Below are 24,998 nucleotides of genomic sequence, written 5' to 3'. Positions count from 1 at the left end.
TTGGTTATAAGAATACAGTTAAGCCACCGTAGACCAAATTAGCAATTGCCAAGCCTATTATCGCAAAAAAAGTGAGCTGCATGCCCAACACACGGTAACGCAGATTATCCGTCCTCAATGCTTTTGCATGTAAAATACGACCAGCAATTATGAGACAACCGCCCACATGCACGAGTGCAATCGGCGATTTGCTAAGTTCTAGCAAAACCAACAGAATGAGCGAGATGGGAATATATTCAGTAGCATTACCCTGGGCGCGAATTGCGGCCTGAAGTTCGGGTTCATTGCCATCGCCAAGCCGCACCTGCTTTGCGCGGCGCACCTTGATAACCCCAAGTGATAGCCACACTATCCATAACGCCGCCAGTGCCGCATAAATAGAACTTATCATATTTCCCCCCGCTATTTTCATTTCAGAATCGAATACAAATCGACCAGCACGCTGCCTTGTGTAAGCTCCGTTATAACGTATGCTTCAAATTCTGCGCTAATCGACAACGATTCAAACTTCTACGAAACGCTGTAATGAGACTCAATATAACGCTGCACAATGCCTTGGAACTCTTCGGCAATCCTATCGCCTTTCAAAGTCACGGTTTTCTCGCCATCTTCATACACAGGTGCAACCGGCGTTTCACCAGTACCCGGCAAACTGATACCAATATTAGCACTTTTACTCTCACCAGGACCATTGACCACACAACCCATTACCGCCACTTCCATGGTTTCTACACCCGGATATTGCGTGCGCCAGATTGGCATTTGGTCGCGCAGATAGCTTTGAATATCCATCGCCAGCTTTTGGAAATAATCGCTGGTGGTACGACCACAGCCAGGACATGAAATCACCATCGGGGTAAACGAACGAAAACCCATGGTCTGCAATATTTCCTGTCCTACAATCACTTCCTGGGTACGTGATGCGCCAGGCTCTGGGGTTAAAGAAATACGGATGGTGTCGCCGATACCTTGCTGCATCAATACCGATAACGCGGCCGATGAAGACACAATACCTTTGGATCCCATGCCTGCTTCAGTCAAACCCAAATGCAGCGCATAATCGCAGCGAGCAGATAAATCCTGATAAATACTAATCAACTCCTGCACATTGCTGATTTTACAAGACAGTATGATTTTATTTTTAGACAGACCGATTTCTTCCGCTTTGGCCGCGCTTTCCAGTGCCGACAAAACAATGGCTTTGCGCGTTACTGCCGGTAAAGGTTCCGGATTAGCTAAAGCACGGTTTTCATCGAGTAAACGGGTAAATACTGCCTGATCCAAACTGCCGCCATTAACGCCAATACGCACCGGCTTATCATACCTGCAAGCGAATTCAACCATTTGCTGAAATTGTGGATCGCGGCTTTTACCACGACCGACATTACCCGGATTAATGCGGTATTTATCTAATGCTGCTGCGCAATCGGGATATTTTTCCAGCAACTTATGGCCGTTAAAATGGAAGTCACCCACGATAGGCACATCGTAGCCTTTTTTATCCAGTTGATTACGAATCTCGGCCACGGCTTTAGCAGCCTCTTCGGAATTAACCGTAATACGGACGATTTCAGAACCCGCCGTGGATAATTCAATAATTTGATTAACCGTTGCAGTGATATTAACGGTATCGGTGTTAGTCATTGACTGCACCACAATAGGCGCACCACCGCCAACTTTTACATTACCGATCATAACGGGATGGGTGATTTTTCTAAGACTCATTGACATACTTTTTATTTTTTGGGCACGTTGGGGATATGTTAATTATATACGCAGCAGCACGTTGTTTGTAATTAAATTGAAGACGGCTTTGACAGATTTAAACATATGTAGATTGACTACCCATCTAAGACGGCACATTCAATAAGTATTAACCATGCCACCAGAGTTTGTCGAGGGGTGTAAGTTGTCGGGTGGGCAAGCCCCTTTATGCCCTTTGGGTATGCGGGATATTACCGTGATATAGCTGGTGGGCAAAACAGCCTGTCCACGCTACGTCTTGTTGGGTGTCCCGCGTTAAGTTGGTAGCCAACAAACTCAAATTAAACCCGTATCAATATGACTAAATTTAACCGCCAAACGGGTTAATTCAACATCATTTTTAACATTAAGCTTAGTGTACAATCGATAGCGGTAAGTATTGACGGTTTTCGGGCTTAAGGCCAACATTTCGGCCATCTCTTGAATGGTTTTGCCCTGTAGAATTAAAGTCACCACTTCCGCCTCGCGTTGCGATAACTTGGCAAACGGCGATTCATTGGTACCGGGCAAGCCCTGAAAAGCCAGATTATTAGCCACATCCGAGCAAAGATAACGCTTTCCGGCCATGATTTTATTCATGGCAATAATCATTTCCTCTACCGGCGAATTTTTTGAGATAAACCCCATCACCCCCAATTTGAGCAATTGGTGCGGAATCGGGCCATCATTATGCACTGACAGGGCAATGATTTTGACTTCAGGATCGTGCTGCAAAATTCGCCGGCACGCCTCCACGCCGCCTATGCCGGGCATATTGATATCCATTAAAATAATATCTGGTATCAACGTTTTAACCGCAATAATGGCATCTTCCCCCGATTTAGCAATGCCAACTACGGTAATATTTTCGATCGCATTCAATAATGACTCAATACCCGTGCGGACAAGTTCGTGATCGTCAACAAGCAAAACATTAATCATAATTTTTGATGTTTGTGTAGTTATGAAGCGTATAGTGAATATAGATCACTTTGAAAATATCGTGACTACTTAAAAGACAAATATACACCAACGTTGCTATTCTCATACATAGGTAGTTATACCTATATAGTGGTTGTTTGCAGCTCTAACCCACGGATTTAGCGGATATTCTTTACAGATCACATCGCAATAAGCAACGTATTTAACGTTATCCATTTAAAAACTGTCTTTTAAGCGTCTAATTTCTGCAAAAATCTGCACCGGTAACTTATTCATCATGCCAATCGTTTGCTGCAAACTGGCACTGTCTTCCCGAAAAAACGGATTAGTTGCCAGTTCTTGCGCTATAGTCGATGGCACAGTAGGCTGATGGTTGGCACGTAATTGCTTAACCGTACGCATTCTTTGTTGCAACTGCACATTATCCGGCTCCACCGTTAGCGCAAATTGGCCGTTAGTTTGCGTGTACTCATGAGTACAATAAAATTGCGTTGCGGGTGGCAAGGCTTTCAGTTTTTGTAATGATTGCCACATTTGCTCGGCAGTTCCCTCAAACAAGCGCCCACAACCCATAACAAATAAAGTATCGCCGCAAAACAGCTTTTGTTGTTCGGCAAAATAATAGACGATATGATTAAGTGTATGACCTGGCGTAGCAATAATACCCACCTGATGATTGCCTAACCGCAGTGTATCGCCGTCATTAACCCCGCTATCTATACCGGGAATACGATGGTAATCACCCTGCCCTGCAATAATTTTACAGCCGGTTTTCTGCTTTAATTCCAGGTTGCCATCAACATGATCCCAGTGATGGTGGGTATTAAAAATGTAGGTTAACTGCCATTTTTTTTGGCTCAATATATCTAAAACCGGCTGTGCAAGCCCTGGATCAACCGCAGCCGTTTCACCTGATTCCGGATCGTGAATCAGGTAAATATAATTATCTTCAAGTATAGGCAGCTGTACTATTTCTAGCATCGCTTTACTGGCAAGTCTTAAGCACAGAATGCCTGAATAGTGTTAAAAATAGATTCACTGTCAAGCTTACATTCACTGAGTAATTCTTCGCGCGTACCTTGCTCAATAAAACAATCCGGCAGACCAATATTTAACACCGGCATAAGAATTTTTTGTGCTTGCAAAAATACATTCACCGCACTGCCTGCGCCGCCGGAAATGACGTTTTCTTCAATGGTAACAAAGACCTCATGGCTTTTAGCCAGTTCCAGAATTAATGCCTGATCAATAGGTTTAACAAAACGCATATTAACCACAGTCGCATTCAAACGTTTACCGGCCACCAATGCAGGCGTTACCATACTGCCCCACGCCAGGATAGCGATACGCGTGCCCTGTTGACGTATTTCCGCTTTGCCGATGGGCAGCGCGGTCATGGCTTGTTGGACAGCAACACCCGGGCCTTTACCGCGTGGATAACGCACTGATGCCGGCCCCTCATGGATAAAACCGGTATATAACATTTGCCGACATTCATTTTCATCAGCCGGCGCCATTACTAGCATATTGGGTATGCAGGCCATATAGCTATAATCAAAACTACCGGCATGAGTTGGCCCATCAGGACCCACTAAACCCGCACGATCCAGAGCAAACAATACATCCAAATTTTGTATGGCGACATCATGAATCATCTGATCATAAGCGCGTTGCAAAAAGGTTGAGTAGATAGCCACCACCGGTTTTGCACCCTGACAGGCCTGACCTGCGGCTAAGGTGACCGCATGTTGTTCGGCAATGGCCACATCAAAATAACGGTTTGGGTATTGTTCGGAAAACTTTACCAAACCCGATCCTTCACGCATGGCAGGCGTAATACCTAATAAGCGTTCATCTTGTGCTGCCATATCACACAACCAATTGCCAAAAACTTCGGTATAAGTGGGATGTGGCGATGGCGCTGATTTGGGCAAACAGTCACCATCGGGATCAAATGAGGGTACGCCATGATAGGCTAAAGGATCTTTCTCAGCCGGTGGGTAACCTTTGCCTTTTTTGGTGACAATATGCAAAAAACGCGGCCCGGAAATCTGTTTCAGGTTTTCCAGTGTGGATACCAAGATATCGACATCATGGCCATCAATAGGGCCGATATAATTAAAGCCCAGCTCTTCAAAAAAAGTGCCAGGAATAATCATGCCTTTCATGTGCTCTTCTGTACGGCGCGCCAATTCCCAAACCGTAGGCATTTTACTCAATGCCTTTTTACTTTCTTCGCGTATGGAAGAATAAAACTTACTGGACAGGATTTTGGCCAGATAATTGTTCATCGCGCCTACGTTGGGCGAAATGGACATATCATTATCGTTCAAAATCACCAGCACATTGGCATCAATGGAGCCTGCATGATTCATGGCTTCAAAAGCCATGCCGCCGGTAATGCTGCCATCGCCGATAATAGCGACCATGTGCTTGCTCTCACCTTTTAATTCAGAGGCAATCGCCATACCTAAGGCTGCACTAATTGAGGTGCTGGAATGCCCTACCCCAAAAGCATCGTACTCGCTTTCGGAACGACTTGGAAACGCACACACGCCGTTACGCGTACGTATGGTAGTGAGCTTATCTTTGCGTCCGGTCAGAATTTTATGCGGATATGCCTGATGTCCCACATCCCAGACTAATTGATCAGTAGGCGTATCAAATACGTAATGCAAGGCAACGGTTAATTCAACTGTACCGAGCCCTGCTGAAAAATGACCGCCGGAAACACTCACCGATTGCGTTAAAAACTCACGCAATTCTTTAGCCAAAGGCTTGAGCTGATCTTTGGCGAGTTTACGAACATCCGCCGGCAGAGTGATATTGTCAAGCAAGGGGTAAGCGTGTGATGGTTTCATAATTAATAAAGAGGTTCTCGATAGAATATGAGAGTGAGCCCAATTTGAAACAGGGCAGCAACGGAAATAAAACCGGCTATTTCTTTGCCGGGGCTGTCCAGTTTTAATTCCAGCCAACGACCACAGGCCAGAATCAGAGCAAAAATTCCCATGGTCGTATGGCCCACTTGGATAAGGAAGGCGCTTTTAGCTTGAAACCCCACATGTGAATGGGTTAAAAGCATTAAACCGCCAAAAGCAGCAAGCACGGGGAAAAATAACGGACGTTTAACGCTACGGTTATTGGAGGCACGGGCGCTAAGCTCAATAACCCCTAACACAAATACCAAAAAAGTCGCAATCCGGTGTTGTAGCACTTCGCCGTTATTAAAGGTGCTGTCCCAAAAACCTATCGGCCCTAATGGCCACGTTTCTGCATCACTGCGGAAAAACAAGAATACGCCCAATCCAACAAAGCCCAATGGCCAATATTTGGTAAGCCTGCGCCAGGGACGATTAATATAAGACAGCATGGCAAACAAACTCATCACGGCAAGGAAAATACCTGCAATATTGTGATTATAATTAGACCATTCAGTAGCCGCTACTGAAGGCACCTGATCAATAATCGCCACTCGACCTGCTTCCCCTGCAATAAGTGCATTATGGGTTGGCGAACTGATACGGGGTATTTTAGGGCTAAACATCTCCAAAACTTCTTGCCAGCTAGCGGTCAGTGTCGGAATATCTATGGCTGGCGGCTGAGATGCCAAACTTGCAGCGGTAAACAATAAAGTAATCAGAATAAACGTTTCCGCCTCAATGTAAAACGGTACGCGCTGGGTTAAATTATAGTCATTGCCAGCGTATCCGTATTGCCGCACCGCTGATCTATTTAACCACGCAAACCCTAATGCCAAGCTTAATAAGATGAATTTTACCGTCAACAAATTACCATAACCTGTACCAATCAAGCCGTTCCAGCTATCAATATACTGAAAAGCCATAGGCAACCCTGAAACTAAAATCATGCCCACAGATACCATGCCATAACGCGAGAAGCGTTTGAGCAATAAAGGCCACAATTCTGCACTCACCTGTTTGCTACGCCGCAAGCGCCAGACATTAATCAGCTGAAACACGCCGCCTATCCACCCAGCAGCAGCAATTTGATGCAGCACTGTTAAGCTCATAAGAAATAATTTATTATCAAAACGCCCGGCGGCATGCACCAGCCAAGCGCCTGAAATAATCATGGGCAATGCCACTAGCGCCGCCCCATACCAATGTTTTTTTGAAGTGGAATTAGGACTTAAATAGAAATAATAGTAACCACTTAAAAGTAACGTTAAGGCACTGCGTATAATGCCGCCAATAAATTGCGTGGTTTGCGCAAATTCAGGAAAAGGCCAGCGCTCTAATACTGCCGTCATCAGCCATATTTTCAGAATAATCTTAAAAACCTGTACCACCGCCAACAAAAACGCGCTTTTGTACAACAAAGCAATAGTATTTTTTAACAGAATACCGTTGTGCTGATGCACATCTAACCAGGGACGCAACACAAACAGCACCCATAACAAGCCGCCAATTGCCAATGAAAAGCAAATCAGATCAAAGCCGCCAATTAAAGAATCTAAAAAATCTGCAATACCTGCCATGGTTCCGATGACCTACAGTATTACAGAAAAATGAATAAGATCTTCGGTCAAATGCCCATCGGCAGCAAAAACCTTAAATTTAAGCGCATAATCACCTAGCTCTAATGCCGGTAATAGCACAACAATCTCACCTTGTTTATCGCCCTGCATTATCTGTAAAGCGGTGTGTGTATCGCCTTTACTGATTAGAAAGACTTGAGACAGCCCCAACTCTACCTGCGAATTAAAGCGCAGCCCTACCTTATCCGCCTGATTGGCATGGATCGGCATGAGCTTTAAAGAATAATCAGTGATTACCGCGTGCGCCGAAGCCAAATTTCCATAAGAAATTCCGAGCATCCCAATTAATAACCAAAGGCAGTGCTTAGGCACTTTTCTTACTCTTAAGCGCATGACTCGCTAAATTTTTACCCAAATCCCATATAGAGCCAGGAATTTGGTGGGTGTCAGCAATGGTTTTATCGAACGCGCTGACGATGTGATCGCGATCCTTTTCGGTTAAAGTCAACGGTGGCAGCAGCTTGACCACATTCATACCGTGGCCTGCAACTTGAGTAAGAATGCGTTGATCTTTAAACAACGGAATAGTCACCATTTGACAGAATAAGCCTTTATTGGCCGCTTCCAACATTGCCCACGCGGCTTTTAGGGTAAGACTTTTAGGTGATTGAAATTCAATGGCAATCATCATGCCCAGGCCACGCGCTTCTTTTAAGAATTCATATTTTCCTGACAGCGCATTTAGACTAGTAATAATATCCGAGCCGATCTTGGCACTGTTTTCAACTAACTTTTCTTCTGCCATTACATGTAAGGTTGCCAAGCCTGCCGCCATCGCCATATTGTTTTTGGCAAAGGTTGAGCCATGCACTACCGCTCTGTCCATGCGGTTATAAACAGTATCCATGATTTTTTGTGTCATCGCCACGCCGCCCACCGGTATAAAGCCACCAGACAACGCTTTCGCCATGCAAATCATATCAGGCTGCACATTCCAATGATCGATCGCCCAAAACTTGCCGGTACGGCCTAAACCGGTTTGTACTTCATCGGCGACAAACAGCGTGCCGTATTGTTTACACAGTCGCTCGACTTCGGGCAGATAATTATCATCGGGAATATTAACGCCCTTACCTTGCACCGGTTCTACGATGAAAGCAGCGACATCTTTATTGGCCAAGGCTTTTTCTAAAGCCACCAAATCATTAAACGGTACGCTACTGCATCCAGGTAATAACGGCCCAAACCCTTCACGGAAAATTTCTTCGCCCATTAAGGATAACGACCCCAGAGTTAACCCATGATAGCCATGCTCACAAAAGACAATTTTTTGCCGTTTGGTGGTGTAACGGGCAAACTTGATAGCCGCTTCAACGGCTTCGGTACCGGAGTTGCAAAAAAACATTTTGGTGATATTTTCAGGCGTGGTCTTAAGGATTTCTTGCGCCAGCAAACCGCTAAGCACTGATACATCCAGTTGTACCAGATTAGGCAATTCCAACAGTAAGGTTTCTTGCAACGCGCTGATCACAACAGGATGATTCCTGCCGATAGCAAACACGCCAAAGCCACTGAGTAAATCCAGATATTCATTGCCATCTTGATCATACAAGTATTGGCCTAGCGCTCTTTTATAATGGCGGTCATAACCTATCGTTTTCAACACCTTGACCATTTGCTGGTTAAGATGCTGTTCGTACAGATCAAATTTATCCGTTGCATGTTGAGCAAAAAGTTCGGCGATACTGAAAGTCATGTGTTCCTCAAGATATACCCTTATTTATAAAATTAGGGTTAACAATTCAACGAAAATCCTTATTATGCGCCTATCGAGCTACCAGGCTTAACTGCGATAATGTCATTTAACTGCCCCGCAACCTGTTTTAGCGTTATTTTAGCAGCACGAAAATTCAATCCTAGCGTGATTAATCGCGCTATTTCCATAGGATTTTTGGCAATGGACAGTAATAACTTATTTAAAACGATGTCACCCTGATCATTCAGTGCATTATTGATAGCACGAGGTAAACTGGTGTTGACGGAATCGGCAATGACACGAATAGCCAGAAAAGGCACTGAATGCTGCTGGGCAACCTTGGCAATAGCAGCACTTTCCATGTCCAGAGCAATAGCACCCGTTTTTAAATGCAGCTGTTTTTTATCCTTGCTAGGGGCAACAATATGCGCTGTAGTCAGCAGACAACCTGCATGAACGACGTGCGATTTTGACAGTACCTGCTTACTGTGGCCATGCCAATCTGGATCGATGGCTATTTTAACATCATTCGTATCCATGACGGTATCGGCCAAAACTAAATCGCCAGGGCGTAAAATATGGCTCAGCCCTGCAGCACAACCCCAGCTGATCAGCTGGGTTGCCCCTTTGGCAAGCAATGATTCGGCTGCGGCCTGCGCATTATGGCAACCGGTGCCCGCATAAACCACCAATAATTGCTTAGCGATAAAAACACAGTGGCCTTTTTCAATTTGTTTTTCTGTCAAGGTGCCAAGTTCTTCGGGTAACGCGACAACAATACCTGTAATCACTTTTTATTAAGCTCGTTGCGGTAGCGTGCCAACGCCCACAGTGGGAAAAACTTGTCGTAACCATGATACTTTAGATAAAAGACCCGGGGGAAACCTGGCGCTGTAAAACATTTATCGTTCCATACCCCATCGCCCTGTTGATTTCGCAAAATGAAGTCAATGCCCGCTTTGACTTCTGGGCTATGCGCTTCACCGGCTGCCATCAAACCTAAAACCGCCCAAGCCGTTTGAAAAGCAGTACTGAAACTGTACTGCCCACTCAAACCGACATCGTGATAGCTGTCGTTATCTTCGCCCCAGCCACCATCGTCGCGCTGCACACTTTTTAACCAAGTGACTGCTTTGCTATACATCAGATCAGTTTTAGGCACATCGGTTTGTTCCAACGCAATCAACACTGACCATGTGCCATAAATGTAATTAGTTCCCCAGCGACCAAACCATGAGCCATCGGTTTCCTGATCGCTACGCAAATAGGCGATGGTACGCTCTAAAGCAGGACGGTATTGCGGGTGTTTAGATACCAATCGCCCCATAACCATAGCACAACGTGCGCTCACATCAGCCGTAGGAGGATCGAGTAATGCACCATGATCTGCAAACGGAATTTCGTTGAGATAATAATAGGTATTATCGACATCAAATGCACCATAGCCGCCATTTTTAGACTGCATACCTACAATCCAGTTAGTCGCTCTATGAACAGACTCTTCCAGATTAGGCAAGTTTGAACACGCCATAGCAACGGCCACAAGAGCGGTATCATCTACATCAGGGTAATGCGGGTTTGCGTATTGAAACGCCCAGCCGCCGCCAGCCAAATCGGGCCTTGCAATACGCCAGTCGCCGGGTTCATCGGATAGCTGCTTGCTTTTCAGCCAGTCATAAGCGTGAGTTAAGGCGTTACTGTTGCCTTTTTCATCGGCTTCTTGCAAAGCCAGAGCAACAAGACCAGTATCCCATACCGGTGAAAAACACGGTTGACAATACGCATCGTGTTCATTAATCACCAGTAAGCGATCGATGGCTTTACGCGCGGTCACCACATTAAGATGATCTTCCGGCACACCCAATAACATCAGCGCTTCGTAAGACCCTACCATGGCAGGAAAAATACAACCTAAACCATCCTCGCCATTAAGGCGCTCAGTAATCCAGTCTTGGGCTTTTGTTAACGCCTGCTGGCGCATTCTCTGGGGTATTAAGGGGTTAAAGAGTCGACCTAGCTTATCCAAACCCAAAAAAACTTTGTTTAGCAGTGTTCTTTCTGGAAAGTAATGCTGCTCTTCATCAGGATGGGTAACAAACAGCTCAAGTATATTAACCTTATTTGGATTTTTCGCAGTAGCCTTTAAAGTGCACAATATAAATAACGGCACCATAACGGTTCTTGACCAATAGGAAACCTTATCCAGATGGAATGGAAACCATTTGGGGAACAACATGATTTCCACAGGAATATAGGGAACACCGCGCCACGGCAATTGCTCAAAAATAGCCAGGGTAATACGGGTAAACACATTGGCTTTAGCTGCGCCGCCCTGATTAAGGATGTACTCTTTTAAGCGGAGCATATTCGGGGCATCAATAGCATCGCCCGCCATTTTTAAAGCGTAGTAAACCTTGACACTGCAACTAATGTCACCAGCGCCACCGGTAAATAATGGATAACTGCCGTCTTTGGCTTGGCGAGACCGTAAATACACTGCTATTTTAGCTTGCAAAGACTCATTGATGTCGCCCAAATAGTGCATCATCAGGATATATTCTGATGGAATACTGCAATCCGCTTCCAGTTCAAATACCCAAAAACCATCTTTATCCTGCAAGCTTAGTAGCTTATTTTGCGCATGCTGTATGGCAATATCAAGACTGTATTTATTAGAGCGAATCGGCGTAGCGGAACTATTAACCGTATCAGAAACCGTTTCGTTACTGGCGTCATTAATCATGGGTCGTCCTTAAAAGAGCGGCGTGGCTTTTGAGGGAGATTGTACATAATGCCAATCGGACGTTTTTAAATCCCGACTGGTAAAATCGAATAGCAAAGATAGCAACAGGTTGCTACGTCCTATTAATTTGGTGGTTAAAATCGTAGATTTAACACTTTTACGATTTATTTTGACCTGATTGGAAGCGGTAAAACTCAAATTATTTTTAATTTTTTTCAGCGTCAACAAGGCCATACCCAATGCCCAAAGACAAAAGTTACGTATACCCACTTCATGAGCAGGAATAAACTGTGTGTACCTGAGTGCATCATGTAAATGTTGATCAGCGATGCTAATAACACGCGCAAGGCCTAATCTAAACTGCTCATTGCTATTTTCAGCAGTCAACTCTTTGAGATTAAAACCTGCTTCCAAAAAAATATCTTGGGGCAGCCAACATACACCACGTTGCGCATCATCCCAGATGTCTTTTAGTATATTGGTCATCTGCAAACCCTGGCCAAAAGATACCGACAGTGATAGCAATTGTTCCCTGTGCTGGGCAATTTCTGGCGAGTAATGACAAAATAACTTCGTCAACATTTCACCTACGCATCCGGCAACGTAATAGCAATATTGGTCCATATCGGCCAGTGTTGCCAAGCCTGCCTGTAAATTTTGCGCTTGGAATAGGGGCATCCCCTCAGCCATGGTTTCTACACAACCCGCCAAAGCTGCAATTTGATCAGGCTCAAAACTATGGGTAATTTCAATAACGCGTGGCAAAACATGAATCAGGGCATGCTCAGCAGGAATAGTCTGATCTGACAATAACGGCGCAAGCTCTACCGCAAACGGCTCGGAATTAACGCCCGATGCCACTATATGGGTAAATTCAGAACAAAAGTATTTCTTTTGTTCTGGAGACAAAGAGACTTCGTCTTCTATGGTATCAACGATCCGACATAACAAATAAGCATTAGCGATAGGTGCAAACAGGCCTTGTGGCAACTGCGGAATGGTTAACGCAAATGTTCTGGACACGCCTTCAAGCAGCACTGACTGAAATTCGAAGTCAGAGAGCTGGTTTAATAATTTCGGATCTTTCAGGAATAATTGCGTATTTCTCATACTCGATTTGAACAATAGTCTACAACATTGGCTTCAAGGTCTGCGTATAGCAATGATAGACTGTTTGTTGGTATTTTGCAAAACAATGTTGTTTTGTTGCCAGAGTGTTTATTTAAGTTATTTTTCAACCTTATCTATAGCCGAAAAAAACCCCAAAAATCACCGATTAATGCGCGTCTGCTGTTATTTTACGTATTAACACACAATCGCCTCGCACAGGATTATTTTTAGATATTTCGGCGTAAAAGCTGGAGTCGTCAACTAAAAGATAGTATCCTAAACAACATTGTTAGAATATTACAACGACACAACAGAGCACCTAGTTCGGTCTGTTGTTTTTTAGAAACAAACAGGACTTGTAGTTAGGTAATTTGGAAGCCGATCTGGCTATCCATCGCTGCAGCTCAATTTTTTGAATAAATTTTTAGGAGTGTGTACTCATGGGTGTTCCTTTACGTCAACAGCTAACCGTAGCCAGTTATCTGATAAAGCAAAAACTAAAAGGGGTCAAAAAATATCCCCTGGTTCTGATGTTAGAACCTTTGTTTCGTTGTAATTTAGCCTGTGCGGGTTGCGGTAAAATAGATTATCCCGATGATATCCTTGATAAACGCCTGTCTTTTGAAGAATGTATGCAGGCAGTTGATGAATGCGGCGCACCTATGGTATCCATTCCCGGCGGCGAACCCCTCATCCATAAAGAGATGCCGCAAATTGTCGCGGGTATTATCGCCCGTAAAAAATATGTTTATTTGTGTACCAATGCGCTGTTATTAAAAAAGCGTATCGACGATTATACCCCGTCCCCTTATCTGACATTCTCCATTCATTTGGATGGCATGCAAGATAGGCATGATGCATCCGTTTGCCAGGACGGTGTATTTGACCGCGCTGTAGAAGCCATTAAATTAGCCTTAAGCAAAGGTTTTAGAGTCACTGTAAACTGCACTTTATTTCAGGGCGAAACACCAAAAGAAGTCGCTGAATTTCTAGATTATGCCATGGCATTAGGCATTGAAGGCGTTACCATTGCCCCCGGATTTAGCTATGAACATGCGCCACAGCAAGATGTTTTCATCAAGGGCAATGATATTAAGCAATTGTTCCGAGGCATTTTTAAACTGGGCAAAAATCGCAACTGGAAACTCAACCACTCATCCTTGTACCTTGATTTTCTAGCCGGCAACCAAAGCTACGATTGCACGCCTTGGGGCAACCCTACCCGTAATGTATTCGGCTGGCAAAAACCCTGCTATTTATTAAGCGATGAAGGCTATGCCTCCAGCTTTCAAGAACTAATAGATACAACTGCCTGGGAAAAGTATGGCACAGTCAACAATCCTAAATGTGCGAGCTGCATGGCACACTGTGGCTATGAAGCCACCGCTGTTGAAGACATGCTAAAAAATCCATTAAAAGGACTTTTAACCGCCATTAGAGGCCCAAAAACTGAAGGCGATATGGTTGAAGAACCCACTCCCCGTTATGCCACAGAAAAAACGCTACCAACATTGGCGGGCATTCCCATCCGAGTAGAGTAATGGGTAGTTTTTAAAAATAATCAGATCGTTTACATTCGAGGTTTTTTATTATGGTTACAAAAAGCATGCGTTTTCTTGCTGTCTGTTTAATGAGCTTAACTGCGATAGGGAATGCGCTCGCGGCTGAAACAGCGAGGCAAGTTGTAGACAAATTTCAGGTCGAACTAATAGATGTCATGAAAAATGGCAAAAAACTGGGTTACTCTGGGCGTTATGACAAACTCAACGGCCCGGTGACCAACAGCCATGATTTGACCAAAATTGCACGTATCGTGGTCGGTAAAGAATGGGAAAAACTATCCGGCGATCAACAGCAAAAATTGGCGGATGTGTTTAGCAGGCTGAGCGTTGCCTCATACGCACATAATTTTAAAGATTATGCTGGCGAATCATTTACGATTGATTCTGAGGAACAAACAGCTAGAGGCGGCGTAATCGTACATTCGCATTTATCTATCCCTGATGAAAAAGATGTTAAATTCGATTACATGCTCAAAGAAAAAGGTGATAGCTGGCGTATCATCAATATCATCGCTAACGGGGTCAGTGATTTAGCTTTAAAACGTTCAGAATACACAACCATTTTGCAACGTGAAGGTTTTGATGCTTTAATAGCAAAAATCAACGAAAAGATTGATAACTATTCAAAACTTTAATGCCTTAGGTTTGCCGCCATGAACACGCACTACAATGCACATTGTAACCGTACCATTCAAAAATTTTCATTACTGATACTGGCGGTTGCTAGCGTTACTTTAGTAGGCTGCGCAACCACGCATCCTGGACAAAGTGCCGCCAGCCAAATTGATCCTTATGAAAATATAAACCGGAAAATATACAGCTTCAACGATAAAGTTGATGACTACGTGGCTGAACCCATTGCAAGTACCTACAAAAAAATTACGCCTCAAGTGCTCCAAACCGGAGTATTTAATTTTTTTAATAACCTAAAAAATATTAATGTTGTGCTTAACGACCTGTTGCAGGCTAAGTTTGACCAAAGCGCACAAGATACCGGCCGCTTTTTAATGAATTCAACGGTCGGTATTGGCGGTTTGTTTGATGTCGCCAAAAAAGTTGGGCTAGAGCAGCATGAAGAGGATTTTGAACAAACCTTAGCCGTTTGGGGTGTACCGCAAGGGACGTACTTAGTTTTTCCGTTGCTTGGGCCAGTGACTACCCGTGGTATTCCCGGGGCTATATTTGATACGGCGGCAAATCCGGCCAGCTATGTGGGCGCACCCGTGCAATTAGTGTCTTTGCTCAATACTCGCGCTAATGCTGAAGGTTCACTGAAGTTTATTGATGAAGCCGCACTTGATCCTTATGTGTTTACTCGCGAATCATTTTTACAGTGGCGCAAACATTTAGCCACTGATGGCAAAGATCAAGATACCGATCCTACAGGTTATGGCGAAGATTTGCTAGATGATGAAACTACGGATATAAAATCCAAAAGTGGCGCTGCCGATGCAAAAACAATATTACCCACCCCTACGGCCAATACGACGAAGAAAGTCGATCAAACTAGTCCTTCTTACATTACACCTTCTTTTGGCACTGAATCACCCGCAAACACAACCACGCCTCCGGTTACCAATATTCGTTCAACCACAGTAAAATAAAATTTTATCGTCTCGATTATTTTAAAAATGCACCAGCGAGTGAACTTCGTAATTACTCAGTAGATTCCTACCTTTCAGGAAATCCAGTTCCACAACAAAAGCACAGGCCTCCACAGTAGCGCCCAGCTTTTCAACCAATTCGCAACTAGCCCTTGCGGTTCCACCTGTTGCCAGTAAATCATCAATCAGCAAAATACGATCATCGGCATTAAACGCATCAATATGTGCTTCTAAAGTTGCCGACCCATATTCCAAATCATAAGACACACTTTCCACTTCATAAGGCAATTTTCCTGGCTTTCTGAGCGGCACAAATGGCAAGCCCAACTCCCACGCCACTAATGAACCAAAAATAAAGCCACGCGCTTCCATACCAGCGACAGCAGTGATATTTCTACACAAAAAAGGCTGCAATAATTGATGCACTGTAAGTCGTAAAGTCGCAGGATCTTTAATAAGCGGTGTAATATCCTTAAACACAATACCGGGTTTGGGGAAGTCAGAAATATCACGAATTTTTTTTCTTAGTCTGTCCATTATTTTATGTCAGGTGTTGAGGGCGATACTTAGTCGATTTATGAAAAATATTCTATCAAAGGTAGAGGCGCAATACTTTGCGTTTCTACTCGTCGAAAGTCGCCTTAAATAAGGCTGTGCAATGGTGAAGGATATTTTTCAAATATTTTAATGCTCGTGATGATCCATCTGTTCATGGCTATGTGTATGGGCATGAGCCTCACTATGCCCTTGCTCAGTCACAGGCAAAGATTCTTGCAAAGGCAGAGTATCAACAGATGGACTGGCATCGCCATGATTGTGATCATGGCTATCCTGATGCACACCCGCAACAGCCACACCATACTTGTATACCATCAAGCCGCCTAAATCAGCACCTAAAAACAGAAAAACACACAGCGCAGTAGATAGCATCATAAAAATACTATTAGCGACATCACAAACCAGGCTTTTAACTCTCAGGCGCCAAAAGGATAATAAACATGACAACCCCAGTATGGTAAAACCGAAATGCTCATGTCGCTCCATAATCTCATGGACCGCATTACCATGCTCTACACTTCGGGCCGCCAAAATTCCAGCGCAAACCGTAGCCACGGCAGAAAGTGTGCCGAGATATAAAAACCAGCTTGCCACCGCACGCCAGTGGGGTTTAAATGCGAAAGCCCCCACCACATCCAGCACAAAAAAACCCAATAAAAACGCAATGGGAAAATGCACCAGCATGGGATGAATATTCTGGAGGCTACTCAGTCCTGGTAGCAAAACAGCAAAAATTTCCAGCGGCTGTTTATCGACAAGACCGGTGATAAAAACTAACAGGCTTTCTACACTTTCAGCAGGACTACCGCCAGCATGATCGGCGTTGCCATGAATTTGGAACGATAAAAAATTTGTCATTTTGGATATTTTATAAGATAAAAAAGCAATATACTTGCTATTTGAATAGTCACAACCCTACACATTCTTACTACAGCAATCAACCGAATCGACGCGCATCAGGCGGTAATCTAGCGAATATGGGATGCTTGGCAATACCATAAAGTTCAGGATAATACACCCCACCCAAATACAGCCCATCCGGCGGCGCTGTCACACCGGCTAACATGCGATTTTTAATCGCCAGCAAAGAAGCCACCCAGTCTATCGGCTGCTTACCCATACCCACCTCCATTAACGCACCTGCGATATTTCTGACCATATGGTGCAAAAAAGCATTCGCGGAAATATCCATAATAACTTGGTCATTTTCTCTGTACACATGAATAAAATACATCTCACGACAGGGACTTTTAGATTGACAGCCCTTCGCTCGAAACGATGAAAAATCATGGTTGCCTATCAGGCATTGCGCCGCTTCGTGCATTTTATCTGCGTCCAATGGATAATAGCACCAGGTCGTCTGCTTCGCTAACAAAGCTGATTTTACCGGTCGATTGGCGATAATATAGCGATAAAAACGGGCAATTGCACTGTAACGGGCATGAAAATCTGCCAGCGCCGGTTTTACCCAAATGATACGGATCTCATCAGGTAAATGTCTATTACCGCCTAACAACCAGGCATCCGTATGACGTTGCACGCTGGTATCAAAATGCACCACTTGTTCAAGCGCATGAACCCCCGTATCGGTACGGCCCGCACACTGCACAGTAACGGCATGATTGGCAACTTTCGACAACGCCTGTTCCAATACCGCCTGTACACTACGCTGTTTGGTTTGCCACTGCCACCCGAAAAAACGGCTGCCATCATATTCCACACCCAGCACTATGCGCGTTTTATTCATGAATATAAACCTTAATACCAACCTCAACGCGATTAAACAAATCCAGCACATCAGCGTTTTTCATACGTACACAACCGTGTGAATCCGGAACACCCGTCACTAAATGATCGGGGCTGCCATGAATATAAATATAGCGCCAACAGGTATCAACATCACCATATCTGTTTTTACCTGGCTCAAGCCCCCCTAACCATAAAATACGGGTTAATATCCAATCACGCAGCGGATAATCTCCAGCTAAATCTGTAGTGTAGATTTCTCCCGTGGGTCGCCTGCCTTTAAAAACCGACTGCAACGGTTGATGTGTTCCTATTTTTGCACGAATACTGTGCCAGCCTTGCGGCGTACATTCACTGCCTTTTTGCTCGCCTACGCCTTTTTTAGCTGTCGATACCGGATAAGCTTTTATTACGTGGCTATTTTCAATAATGCTTAATTGTTGATGGCTGATGGAAATATCAAGAAATGAATGGGGTTCTACCATAAGAGCGCTGTACTATTGGAAAATCCTTGAATAAATAAATTTGACGCAATTTAACGCAAGATCGACTCATCTTGCAATGCATGGCTACTCACTTAAGACGGGACAGTTTAAAAAAAGCCGTTCGTGGTGAGCTTGTCGAACCATGAACCACAAACCCTTCGACAAGCTCGAACGGATGTCCCGTTTTAAGTCGGTAGCCCAATGCATAAAGAAACCAAAAATCGGGAACACCCGCCAGGCAATTTTTTGTTGTTCCTGTTATTGCCATGGAGGTAATCGCGCTTATTCTTTTTATAAAAACTAAAGCACAATAGCCAACAAAATGTAACCAGTAAAGACGCACAATCTTGCGTCTTTACCTTAATTCCGATGAGATGCTAGATAGCCCGGCACATTCACTGTCAACGACTCAACTTTAGAGTAGCTTAGTTTTATTAAAACCGGTTATCAAAAATCCATCATTTTTAATGATGACAACCATCGCCATGAATATGGCCATGTGCCATTTCTTCGGCTGTAGCAGGCCTAACGTTAACGACTTCCACATCAAATGTCAGCGCCATTCCCGCTAACGGGTGATTGCCATCAATAGTGATGTCATTATCATTAACACTCACCACAGTGACTACACCAGGGCCCTGGCTGACATCAGCATGAAACTGCATACCGACTTGAATGTCATCAATGCCTTCAAACATATCGCGGGAAATAACCTGCACTCTGTCATCATGAATTTCGCCGTACGCATTTTCAGGCGCTATGCGGACATTAAATTTATCGCCAACAACTTTGCCGGTAATGGCGCTTTCCAGTCCAGAAATAATATTTCCTGTGCCATGCAGATAAACCAATGTATCCTGGCCTATAGAGCTATCAAGAACCTCGCCAGCATCGTTAGTGAGTGTGTAGTGAATGGAAACCGCCATATTGTTTGCGACTTGCATAGTAAAGACCTTCGTCCGTAGATTGAAAGCTGAGTATGATATAGATTTATGCAAGTTTTGTCTGAAAAAAATACACAGCCACCTCACCTTTGAGGTGCAGATACATCATATATCATGGCTATTAATTTAGTGTACAACACAGTTTAGAGAAAAGTCTTGTAATTTACCGCTCACCCATGCACTGCTGATAACGGCTATTAACCGTGTTAGTAAATTTTTCGGTGCTCATCATTTCAGTATTTTTTTCGCTGCGCAAAACAATATTAGGCACTATCGCAGTCAGTGCCTGTTTGTGCATTAGCTTTTGGTAGTGTTGCCTAATGATTTGATAAGTTTGGGTATGACTAAAGTTAATCTGCTTTTCTTGCAGTAAATCGTTATGAATTTCTATGGCGGTTAAACCTAAATCATATTTTTGTATTATTTCGTTGATGGCGTGTTCACTATTACTCACAGTGGTGGCAGGCTTGCCCTGTGGATCGTACATTAACAAATCACCATCGGCGGTAACCGGCTTGCCCAGCAGTTCGGCAACTGTAGCCTGAAAAGCCGCATTGCGGCTAGCGAAACGCCCCGCATTAAAATCAGCGAAGCGGTACAGTTTTTTGTCGTAACCTACATCATAGCCTAGCAGTAATAACGCCCCGTAATACATGCCTCCTTTACGTGTGTACATGCGATCCCGCATAGCCCAGACCTCCTCCAGATTTAAAGGCCGCGTTATCCGCTGTTCTTCAATTTGCATGGCAAAACTAACCGCCACCTGCATTGAGCCTATGGTAGAGATTTCGTTAGCATCTTCAAGTAAATTACGTAACAGGACATTATTCTGTAACACATTATTGTCTTTGCTGGACCACGATAATGTATCAGAAATCATTTTCCGATACGTCCAGTCGAGTTCCCGCTCTGTTTTTGCATTACGAAATCTTTTCCAGTAACTATTTCTTATAGTGGGCTTGTGCCTTAGCCAAGCTATAAATGAGCGCTCATTATGCCGTTCAAACAGCGGTAATTTAATCCATTTTGTTGCAAGCACACGCAAGTCTTTCTCACTCAAAACCGATATAGAAGGGTTTGCCGCAAAACTAGACTCCTGACTAATGACAGCAATCATGGCGCAAATGTTTTCACGGCTAAGCTCCAGATGATGCACAGCTAAGGTATCCCTTAAATCTTTGCTCCATTCAAAACTGTTATTGATGCCAGGCGCAGCTTGTTCTATTAAATGCTCGGTTTGTTTAGCAGAAACCCCAGGAATGAGCACGGTTTCGCGGTCACTTTTTTGAGTGCTGTGCGTGCGCTGTTGATAATTAGGGTATCGCCATGTTAGCAAAGCAATCACCAATACGACGAATAACCATGGCAAGATAACTTTAATCCAGCTAAACAACATTCTGCCCAGCAATTCCAGTTTCACAGCTCTCCTCGCCTATTTCTCAATATTTAGGCCTATGATAGCACTAAGAAGACGTTATTTCATCGATAAGCCAAATGCAGCTAGCGTCGACTGTAAACCTCGAAAATAGATTTTTGTCACTACACCATACCGTAGGCGCTAGCTATTGTTTAATATGATTAAATATATAAAAGTAAAGTGAAATATTACCCATTTTTATGGGTATTTATGCGCAGAAAATATTGATTTTTTTATATAAGCTAATCACCAGGTAGAAAGTTCTACCTTTCCAACTTTAACTAACAGACAAAGATTCTTTTTGATATGTGTGATTCTGACAATAGGGTGTCATACCAAAACAAAAGTTTATACACATTGCATTAAGTTAGCCATAGATAAAAGACAAGTCGTTAGTAGAAGTTGAAGTGTGTCTATACAGGACATACCTTGAGTATGTCAATTTTCAGTAATCCTAATGTGAGGATAAGGCAATGAAAACAAAATTCACCGTGATGACCAGCGTCATTTTAATGGGTTCCGCATTTACTGTTAGTGCTTATGGCGGCGTTTACCCCCCTCCCCCTCCAGTGCCTTACGGTTCTGGGCCTTTAAAAGCACCCTATCTGGCGCCGAACTTATTTAAAAGCGAAAAGGCCGCCTTTGCAGCGCTCGAAGGGGCAATGCAAGAGGCTGAGGCTGTTATCTATCAAGGTGGATGTTCAGCCGCAGCTAACAAAACATGGAATATCCATGCCTTTGCGGATGAGGATGGCACTGGTTTTGTTAAAGTCGGCTCCAATGGGGTGCAACAGTTCCGCCTTAATGTGAGCGAACAAGCTATGACTGCACCGTCTTATTTAGGCGGGAAAAAATTTCGTATAACCGGAGGCCCACCTAATGTTTTAAATGGTATCAAACTTCCTTACTATGACGGCACTGCTTACTACAGCAAAACAGGACAAATGATGACTATGTCGGCTGAGTTTTGGGTGGGGAATGTTAACTATGCTATCGATCACCTTACCGGCAGCGTTATAAAAGATTTCTATAAAGTGCTGCCTACTGGGGTTATTCCTGATGAAGGCAAACTCGCATGTACTTCTGGTTGCTATGATCCACAAGTACCCGTTATCTACGATTGGGGCTTGCAGTCTGTTAGCAAAGAATTTGTTCCACAGGACAAATGGTGGCAACGTTCAAAAGCCACTCGTTCTGACGGCTCAAATGGAACCACCGTGTTTTGGAAAGATCGTTTGTTTTCAGCCAAAGGCAACGGTGTTTGTAAGATCAAAATTGACATGACCGGCAGTAACGATGCCAGTTCTTTCGAACAAAGCGGTACCTTAACCATTAGAAAAGTAACCCCTTAAGAGTGGTGTTAACCTATTACCCGTCCTAATGGAACTAGGGCGGGGTTTTTCGATCTGAACTGTGTATATAAAATAGATAACTTAACCAGCAGGAAATGCGAGGTGTGCCATGAAAACATTATTATCAGGTCTTTGGATATTTATGGGGCTATTCATTGACAAAGTATCGTTGGCTGGCGCTACAGATCCGAATGTAGCGGTCTTAAAAGCCCAGTTAAATCTTAGTGAACGGCAAGCCCAAGAGCTTAATGAAGTATTTATCCAAACCCGTGATAAAGCCCAAGTGCTGAGGAAAAAAATAATAGACATTGATAAAAAAAAGCGTGCGCGTATTGATGCGGTTTTAACAGCCGAACAAAAAAAGAAATACCAAAATATAATGAATCCACGCTTTAGCCTAGAAGCCAAGTCTTAGTAGAGGATGGCGCTGGGTATTAAATTGGAAGTGGAACTTGAATAAAAACCAATGCCATGCCTATTAAAAATGTTAACTCATGCTCATTTTTAAAGCCGCAGCAGTGGGCCAAGGCGCTAAAACCAAAGCCATCACTAGCATTGAAATCAAGATATTGATTTGAGCGTTAACGGCCAAGCCGCTACTGGCAATTTCTACCGCGTTACTGGCAAAAATTAACACCGGCACGTACAGCGGTAACACCAGTAACGATAAAATCATACCACCGCGCCGCAAACCAATAGTTAAGGCAACGCCAATTGCGCCGATTAAGCTCAATATTGGCGTACCCAGTAATAAGGTGATTAATAACGCGGGCAAGGCCTGGTTGGGCATGCCTAAAAAAACTGCCAGCAATGGCGCAACGATGAGTAACGGCAATCCTGTCACCAACCAATGTGCGGTGACTTTGGCCAACACCAATATGGAAGTGGGTTGTGGGCTTAAAATAATTTGTTCCAGTGAGCCGTCGTCAAAATCCGAGCGAAACAAGCTGTCCAAGGACAACATAGTCGCCAGTAATGCCGAAACCCAGATGATGCCGGGGGCAATCGCCTGCAATATATTAGGTTTTGCGCCTATTCCTAACGGAAACAGAGTAATCACTAAAATAAAAAAGAAAATAGGGTTAGCCACTTCCGAGCGGCGACGTAAAGCCAGTACCAAATCTCTGCGAACGATAGCCAAAAAAGCGTGTGATAAAGACATCAGGATAAGTGAATACGCTGGACGCTGACATCTGGCAATGCGATGTCATGGTGTGAGGTAAGCACAATCATGCCACCGCTGGCACAATGTTCGGTCATAAGGACTTCAATGAGAGCAATGCCTTGCTTATCGAGCGAGGTGAACGGTTCATCGAGTATCCATAATATGTTACGGGTAATCAATAGCCGCGCCAACGATAAGCGGCGTTTTTGGCCGGCCGATAAGGTTTGTACCAAGGCATCGTCGTAAGCTGACAATTGGACTTTGGCCAAAGCGTGTTGAATGCTATAAGCACCAGGCTTAGCTAAGGCCAACGATACTTTCAAATTTTCCAGTACCGTTAATTCTTTCTTAACACCATCCAGATGACCCACATAAGCCATATCGGCATAATATGGGCTGTCATCAATTATTTCGCCACACCAATGGATTTGGCCGGTATCGGCTTCGCGAAAGCCGCACAATATCCGTAACAGCGAGGTTTTGCCGCTGCCATTTTTGCCTTCTAACAATAAAGTCTGGCCAGCAGGTAAGCGGAAATTGAGGTTTTCAAACAGGACGCGATCATCACGGATACAGCTTAGGTTGATGCCCTCAAGAACAGATGTTGGTTGCTGTGCCATTATTTAACAGAGAGCTGCCTTTGGCGTATGGTTTCATACAGTAACACGCCGGTAGCGACCGATAAGTTAAGGCTTTCTACTTGCCCTAGCATTGGTAACTTTACCAGTATATCGCACTGCTCTTTGGTTAAACGCCGTAATCCTTTGCCTTCTGCACCCAACACCAGCGCCATTGGCACGGTAAAATCAGTTTGATGCGCGGTTTGTGTGGCCTCACCGGCCGCACCCATAATCCACAAGCCGTTATCTTTTAGCCAACGTAAAGTTCTGGCCAAGTTGGTGACTTGGTAGACAGGGACGGTTTCAGCAGCACCACTAGCCACTTTACACACTGTTGGGGTAATGCCGGTAGCGTTGTCTTTAGTAATGATAATGCCGTGTACGCCGGTCGCATCAGCACTGCGCAGACACGCGCCGAGATTATGCGGATCTTGTACGTTGTCCAATACCAAAAACAATGCCGGTGTCGTCAGGTATTCGACGGCGGTTTTGAGTTCGTTCTCGGATAATTCAGCAGGCAATTCAACTTCAATGACGATGCCTTGATGGTTGTGGCTATCGGCTAATTTATCCAGTTTTTTGCGGTCAACTTTTTCCGGCTCAATGCCAAGATCAAGCAAAGCCTCAAGCGCTTGTGTTAGGCGTTTGTCTTGGCGCTGCTCGTCTATCCAGGCTTTACCAATTTTTTTCGGGGAGTAATCGAGTGCGGCTTGCACAGAATGTAAGCCGTAGAGTTTGCTTAGTTTCATC

General features: G+C 44.1%; 25 protein-coding genes. 5 read left to right on the top strand and 20 right to left on the bottom strand.

Features of this window, described 5'->3' with window-relative positions; all coding sequences use genetic code 11:
* Nucleotides 1-4: 4 nt before the first annotated feature.
* The 11 genes from ACHZC4_RS05030 to ACHZC4_RS04980 form a co-directional block, all read right to left on the bottom strand.
* The gene (locus ACHZC4_RS05030; protein ID WP_394752730.1) at nucleotides 5-391 is read right to left on the bottom strand and encodes an MAPEG family protein; all 387 of its coding nucleotides are present in this window, start codon (nucleotides 389-391) and stop codon (nucleotides 5-7) included.
* A gap of 119 nt (nucleotides 392-510) precedes the next feature.
* Nucleotides 511-1,731 (bottom strand): flavodoxin-dependent (E)-4-hydroxy-3-methylbut-2-enyl-diphosphate synthase, encoded by a 1,221-nt coding sequence (gene ispG, locus ACHZC4_RS05025; RefSeq protein WP_394752729.1) that lies wholly within the window; start codon nucleotides 1,729-1,731, stop codon nucleotides 511-513.
* Nucleotides 1,732-2,040: 309 nt separating this feature from the next.
* On the bottom strand, nucleotides 2,041-2,685 hold the full coding sequence (locus ACHZC4_RS05020) for a response regulator (protein WP_394752728.1): 645 nt from the start codon (nucleotides 2,683-2,685) through the stop codon (nucleotides 2,041-2,043).
* Between the two features lie 216 nt (nucleotides 2,686-2,901).
* On the bottom strand, nucleotides 2,902-3,666 hold the full coding sequence (gloB, locus tag ACHZC4_RS05015; RefSeq protein WP_394752727.1) for a hydroxyacylglutathione hydrolase: 765 nt from the start codon (nucleotides 3,664-3,666) through the stop codon (nucleotides 2,902-2,904).
* A 17-nt stretch (nucleotides 3,667-3,683) separates the two neighbouring features.
* Nucleotides 3,684-5,546: a 1-deoxy-D-xylulose-5-phosphate synthase gene (gene dxs, locus ACHZC4_RS05010; RefSeq protein WP_394752726.1), complete on the bottom strand. Its 1,863-nt coding sequence runs from the start codon at nucleotides 5,544-5,546 to the stop codon at nucleotides 3,684-3,686.
* Nucleotides 5,547-5,548: 2 nt separating this feature from the next.
* Nucleotides 5,549-7,186: a copper resistance D family protein gene (locus ACHZC4_RS05005; protein ID WP_394752725.1), complete on the bottom strand. Its 1,638-nt coding sequence runs from the start codon at nucleotides 7,184-7,186 to the stop codon at nucleotides 5,549-5,551.
* 12 nt (nucleotides 7,187-7,198) lie between these two features.
* Nucleotides 7,199-7,558, bottom strand: a complete 360-nt coding sequence (locus tag ACHZC4_RS05000) for a copper resistance protein CopC (RefSeq protein ID WP_394752724.1) — start codon at nucleotides 7,556-7,558, stop codon at nucleotides 7,199-7,201.
* Nucleotides 7,551-8,942 carry an aspartate aminotransferase family protein gene (locus ACHZC4_RS04995; protein WP_394752723.1) on the bottom strand — a complete coding sequence of 464 codons (1,392 nt, stop codon included), beginning with the start codon at nucleotides 8,940-8,942 and terminating at the stop codon, nucleotides 7,551-7,553. The genes ACHZC4_RS05000 and ACHZC4_RS04995 overlap by 8 nt, the downstream gene beginning before the upstream one ends.
* 62 nt (nucleotides 8,943-9,004) lie before the next feature.
* The gene (locus tag ACHZC4_RS04990; RefSeq protein ID WP_394752722.1) at nucleotides 9,005-9,733 is read right to left on the bottom strand and encodes a phosphorylase; all 729 of its coding nucleotides are present in this window, start codon (nucleotides 9,731-9,733) and stop codon (nucleotides 9,005-9,007) included.
* On the bottom strand, nucleotides 9,730-11,685 hold the full coding sequence (gene shc, locus ACHZC4_RS04985) for a squalene--hopene cyclase (protein WP_394752721.1): 1,956 nt from the start codon (nucleotides 11,683-11,685) through the stop codon (nucleotides 9,730-9,732). The genes ACHZC4_RS04990 and shc overlap by 4 nt, the downstream gene beginning before the upstream one ends.
* A 9-nt stretch (nucleotides 11,686-11,694) precedes the next feature.
* Nucleotides 11,695-12,795: a phytoene/squalene synthase family protein gene (locus tag ACHZC4_RS04980; RefSeq protein ID WP_394752720.1), complete on the bottom strand. Its 1,101-nt coding sequence runs from the start codon at nucleotides 12,793-12,795 to the stop codon at nucleotides 11,695-11,697.
* A 440-nt stretch (nucleotides 12,796-13,235) separates the two neighbouring features.
* Between ACHZC4_RS04980 and hpnH the strand changes: the two genes are divergently transcribed.
* The 3 genes from hpnH (at nucleotide 13,236) to ACHZC4_RS04965 (ending at nucleotide 15,961) form a co-directional block, all read left to right on the top strand.
* Nucleotides 13,236-14,336 (top strand): adenosyl-hopene transferase HpnH, encoded by a 1,101-nt coding sequence (gene hpnH, locus ACHZC4_RS04975; RefSeq protein ID WP_394752719.1) that lies wholly within the window; start codon nucleotides 13,236-13,238, stop codon nucleotides 14,334-14,336.
* Nucleotides 14,337-14,425: 89 nt separating this feature from the next.
* A complete protein-coding gene (locus ACHZC4_RS04970; RefSeq protein ID WP_394752809.1) occupies nucleotides 14,426-14,992 on the top strand; it encodes an ABC transporter substrate-binding protein in 567 nt (188 codons plus the stop codon).
* An 18-nt stretch (nucleotides 14,993-15,010) separates the two neighbouring features.
* Nucleotides 15,011-15,961: a VacJ family lipoprotein gene (locus ACHZC4_RS04965; RefSeq protein WP_394752718.1), complete on the top strand. Its 951-nt coding sequence runs from the start codon at nucleotides 15,011-15,013 to the stop codon at nucleotides 15,959-15,961.
* 21 nt (nucleotides 15,962-15,982) lie between these two features.
* Here ACHZC4_RS04965 and ACHZC4_RS04960 read toward each other — a convergent pair whose 3' ends face one another.
* The 6 genes from ACHZC4_RS04960 to ACHZC4_RS04935 form a co-directional block, all read right to left on the bottom strand.
* A complete protein-coding gene (locus ACHZC4_RS04960) occupies nucleotides 15,983-16,498 on the bottom strand; it encodes an adenine phosphoribosyltransferase (protein WP_394752717.1) in 516 nt (171 codons plus the stop codon).
* Between the two features lie 147 nt (nucleotides 16,499-16,645).
* Nucleotides 16,646-17,377: a DUF2231 domain-containing protein gene (locus ACHZC4_RS04955; RefSeq protein ID WP_394752716.1), complete on the bottom strand. Its 732-nt coding sequence runs from the start codon at nucleotides 17,375-17,377 to the stop codon at nucleotides 16,646-16,648.
* A gap of 79 nt (nucleotides 17,378-17,456) precedes the next feature.
* The gene (gene truA, locus ACHZC4_RS04950; RefSeq protein ID WP_394752715.1) at nucleotides 17,457-18,266 is read right to left on the bottom strand and encodes a tRNA pseudouridine(38-40) synthase TruA; all 810 of its coding nucleotides are present in this window, start codon (nucleotides 18,264-18,266) and stop codon (nucleotides 17,457-17,459) included.
* Nucleotides 18,259-18,750, bottom strand: a complete 492-nt coding sequence (locus ACHZC4_RS04945; RefSeq protein WP_394752714.1) for a L,D-transpeptidase family protein — start codon at nucleotides 18,748-18,750, stop codon at nucleotides 18,259-18,261. The genes truA and ACHZC4_RS04945 overlap by 8 nt, the downstream gene beginning before the upstream one ends.
* A gap of 464 nt (nucleotides 18,751-19,214) precedes the next feature.
* Nucleotides 19,215-19,694 (bottom strand): peptidylprolyl isomerase, encoded by a 480-nt coding sequence (locus ACHZC4_RS04940; RefSeq protein ID WP_394752713.1) that lies wholly within the window; start codon nucleotides 19,692-19,694, stop codon nucleotides 19,215-19,217.
* A gap of 163 nt (nucleotides 19,695-19,857) precedes the next feature.
* Complete coding sequence (locus ACHZC4_RS04935; RefSeq protein ID WP_394752712.1) at nucleotides 19,858-21,114, bottom strand: DUF1615 family protein; 1,257 nt, start codon at nucleotides 21,112-21,114, stop codon at nucleotides 19,858-19,860.
* A 470-nt stretch (nucleotides 21,115-21,584) separates the two neighbouring features.
* On the opposite strand from ACHZC4_RS04935, the gene ACHZC4_RS04930 reads away from it, so the two are divergent.
* Nucleotides 21,585-22,463: a hypothetical protein gene (locus ACHZC4_RS04930; RefSeq protein ID WP_394752711.1), complete on the top strand. Its 879-nt coding sequence runs from the start codon at nucleotides 21,585-21,587 to the stop codon at nucleotides 22,461-22,463.
* A gap of 109 nt (nucleotides 22,464-22,572) precedes the next feature.
* Nucleotides 22,573-22,878, top strand: coding sequence for a hypothetical protein (locus tag ACHZC4_RS04925; RefSeq protein WP_394752710.1), 306 nt, complete (start codon nucleotides 22,573-22,575; stop codon nucleotides 22,876-22,878).
* Between the two features lie 72 nt (nucleotides 22,879-22,950).
* Here the strand turns inward: ACHZC4_RS04925 and ccmB are convergent, their stop codons facing one another.
* The 3 genes from ccmB to rlmB are packed head-to-tail and all read right to left on the bottom strand — an operon-like array spanning nucleotide 22,951 to nucleotide 24,997.
* Nucleotides 22,951-23,625, bottom strand: coding sequence for a heme exporter protein CcmB (gene ccmB, locus ACHZC4_RS04920; RefSeq protein WP_394752709.1), 675 nt, complete (start codon nucleotides 23,623-23,625; stop codon nucleotides 22,951-22,953).
* Entirely contained in the window at nucleotides 23,625-24,248 is a 624-nt protein-coding gene (gene ccmA / locus ACHZC4_RS04915; RefSeq protein ID WP_394752708.1) for a cytochrome c biogenesis heme-transporting ATPase CcmA, read from the bottom strand. Before ccmA ends, ccmB begins: the two co-directional genes overlap by 1 nt.
* Nucleotides 24,248-24,997 carry a 23S rRNA (guanosine(2251)-2'-O)-methyltransferase RlmB gene (rlmB, locus tag ACHZC4_RS04910; RefSeq protein WP_394752707.1) on the bottom strand — a complete coding sequence of 250 codons (750 nt, stop codon included), beginning with the start codon at nucleotides 24,995-24,997 and terminating at the stop codon, nucleotides 24,248-24,250. Before rlmB ends, ccmA begins: the two co-directional genes overlap by 1 nt.
* Nucleotide 24,998 lies beyond the last annotated feature (1 nt).

The sequence above is a fragment of the Crenothrix sp. genome (assembly GCF_043729335.1).
Classification (GTDB): Bacteria; Pseudomonadota; Gammaproteobacteria; order Methylococcales; family Methylomonadaceae; genus Crenothrix.
The sequence above is the reverse complement of the archived record's forward strand: the minus strand, read 5'-3'. Positions and strand labels throughout refer to the sequence as shown.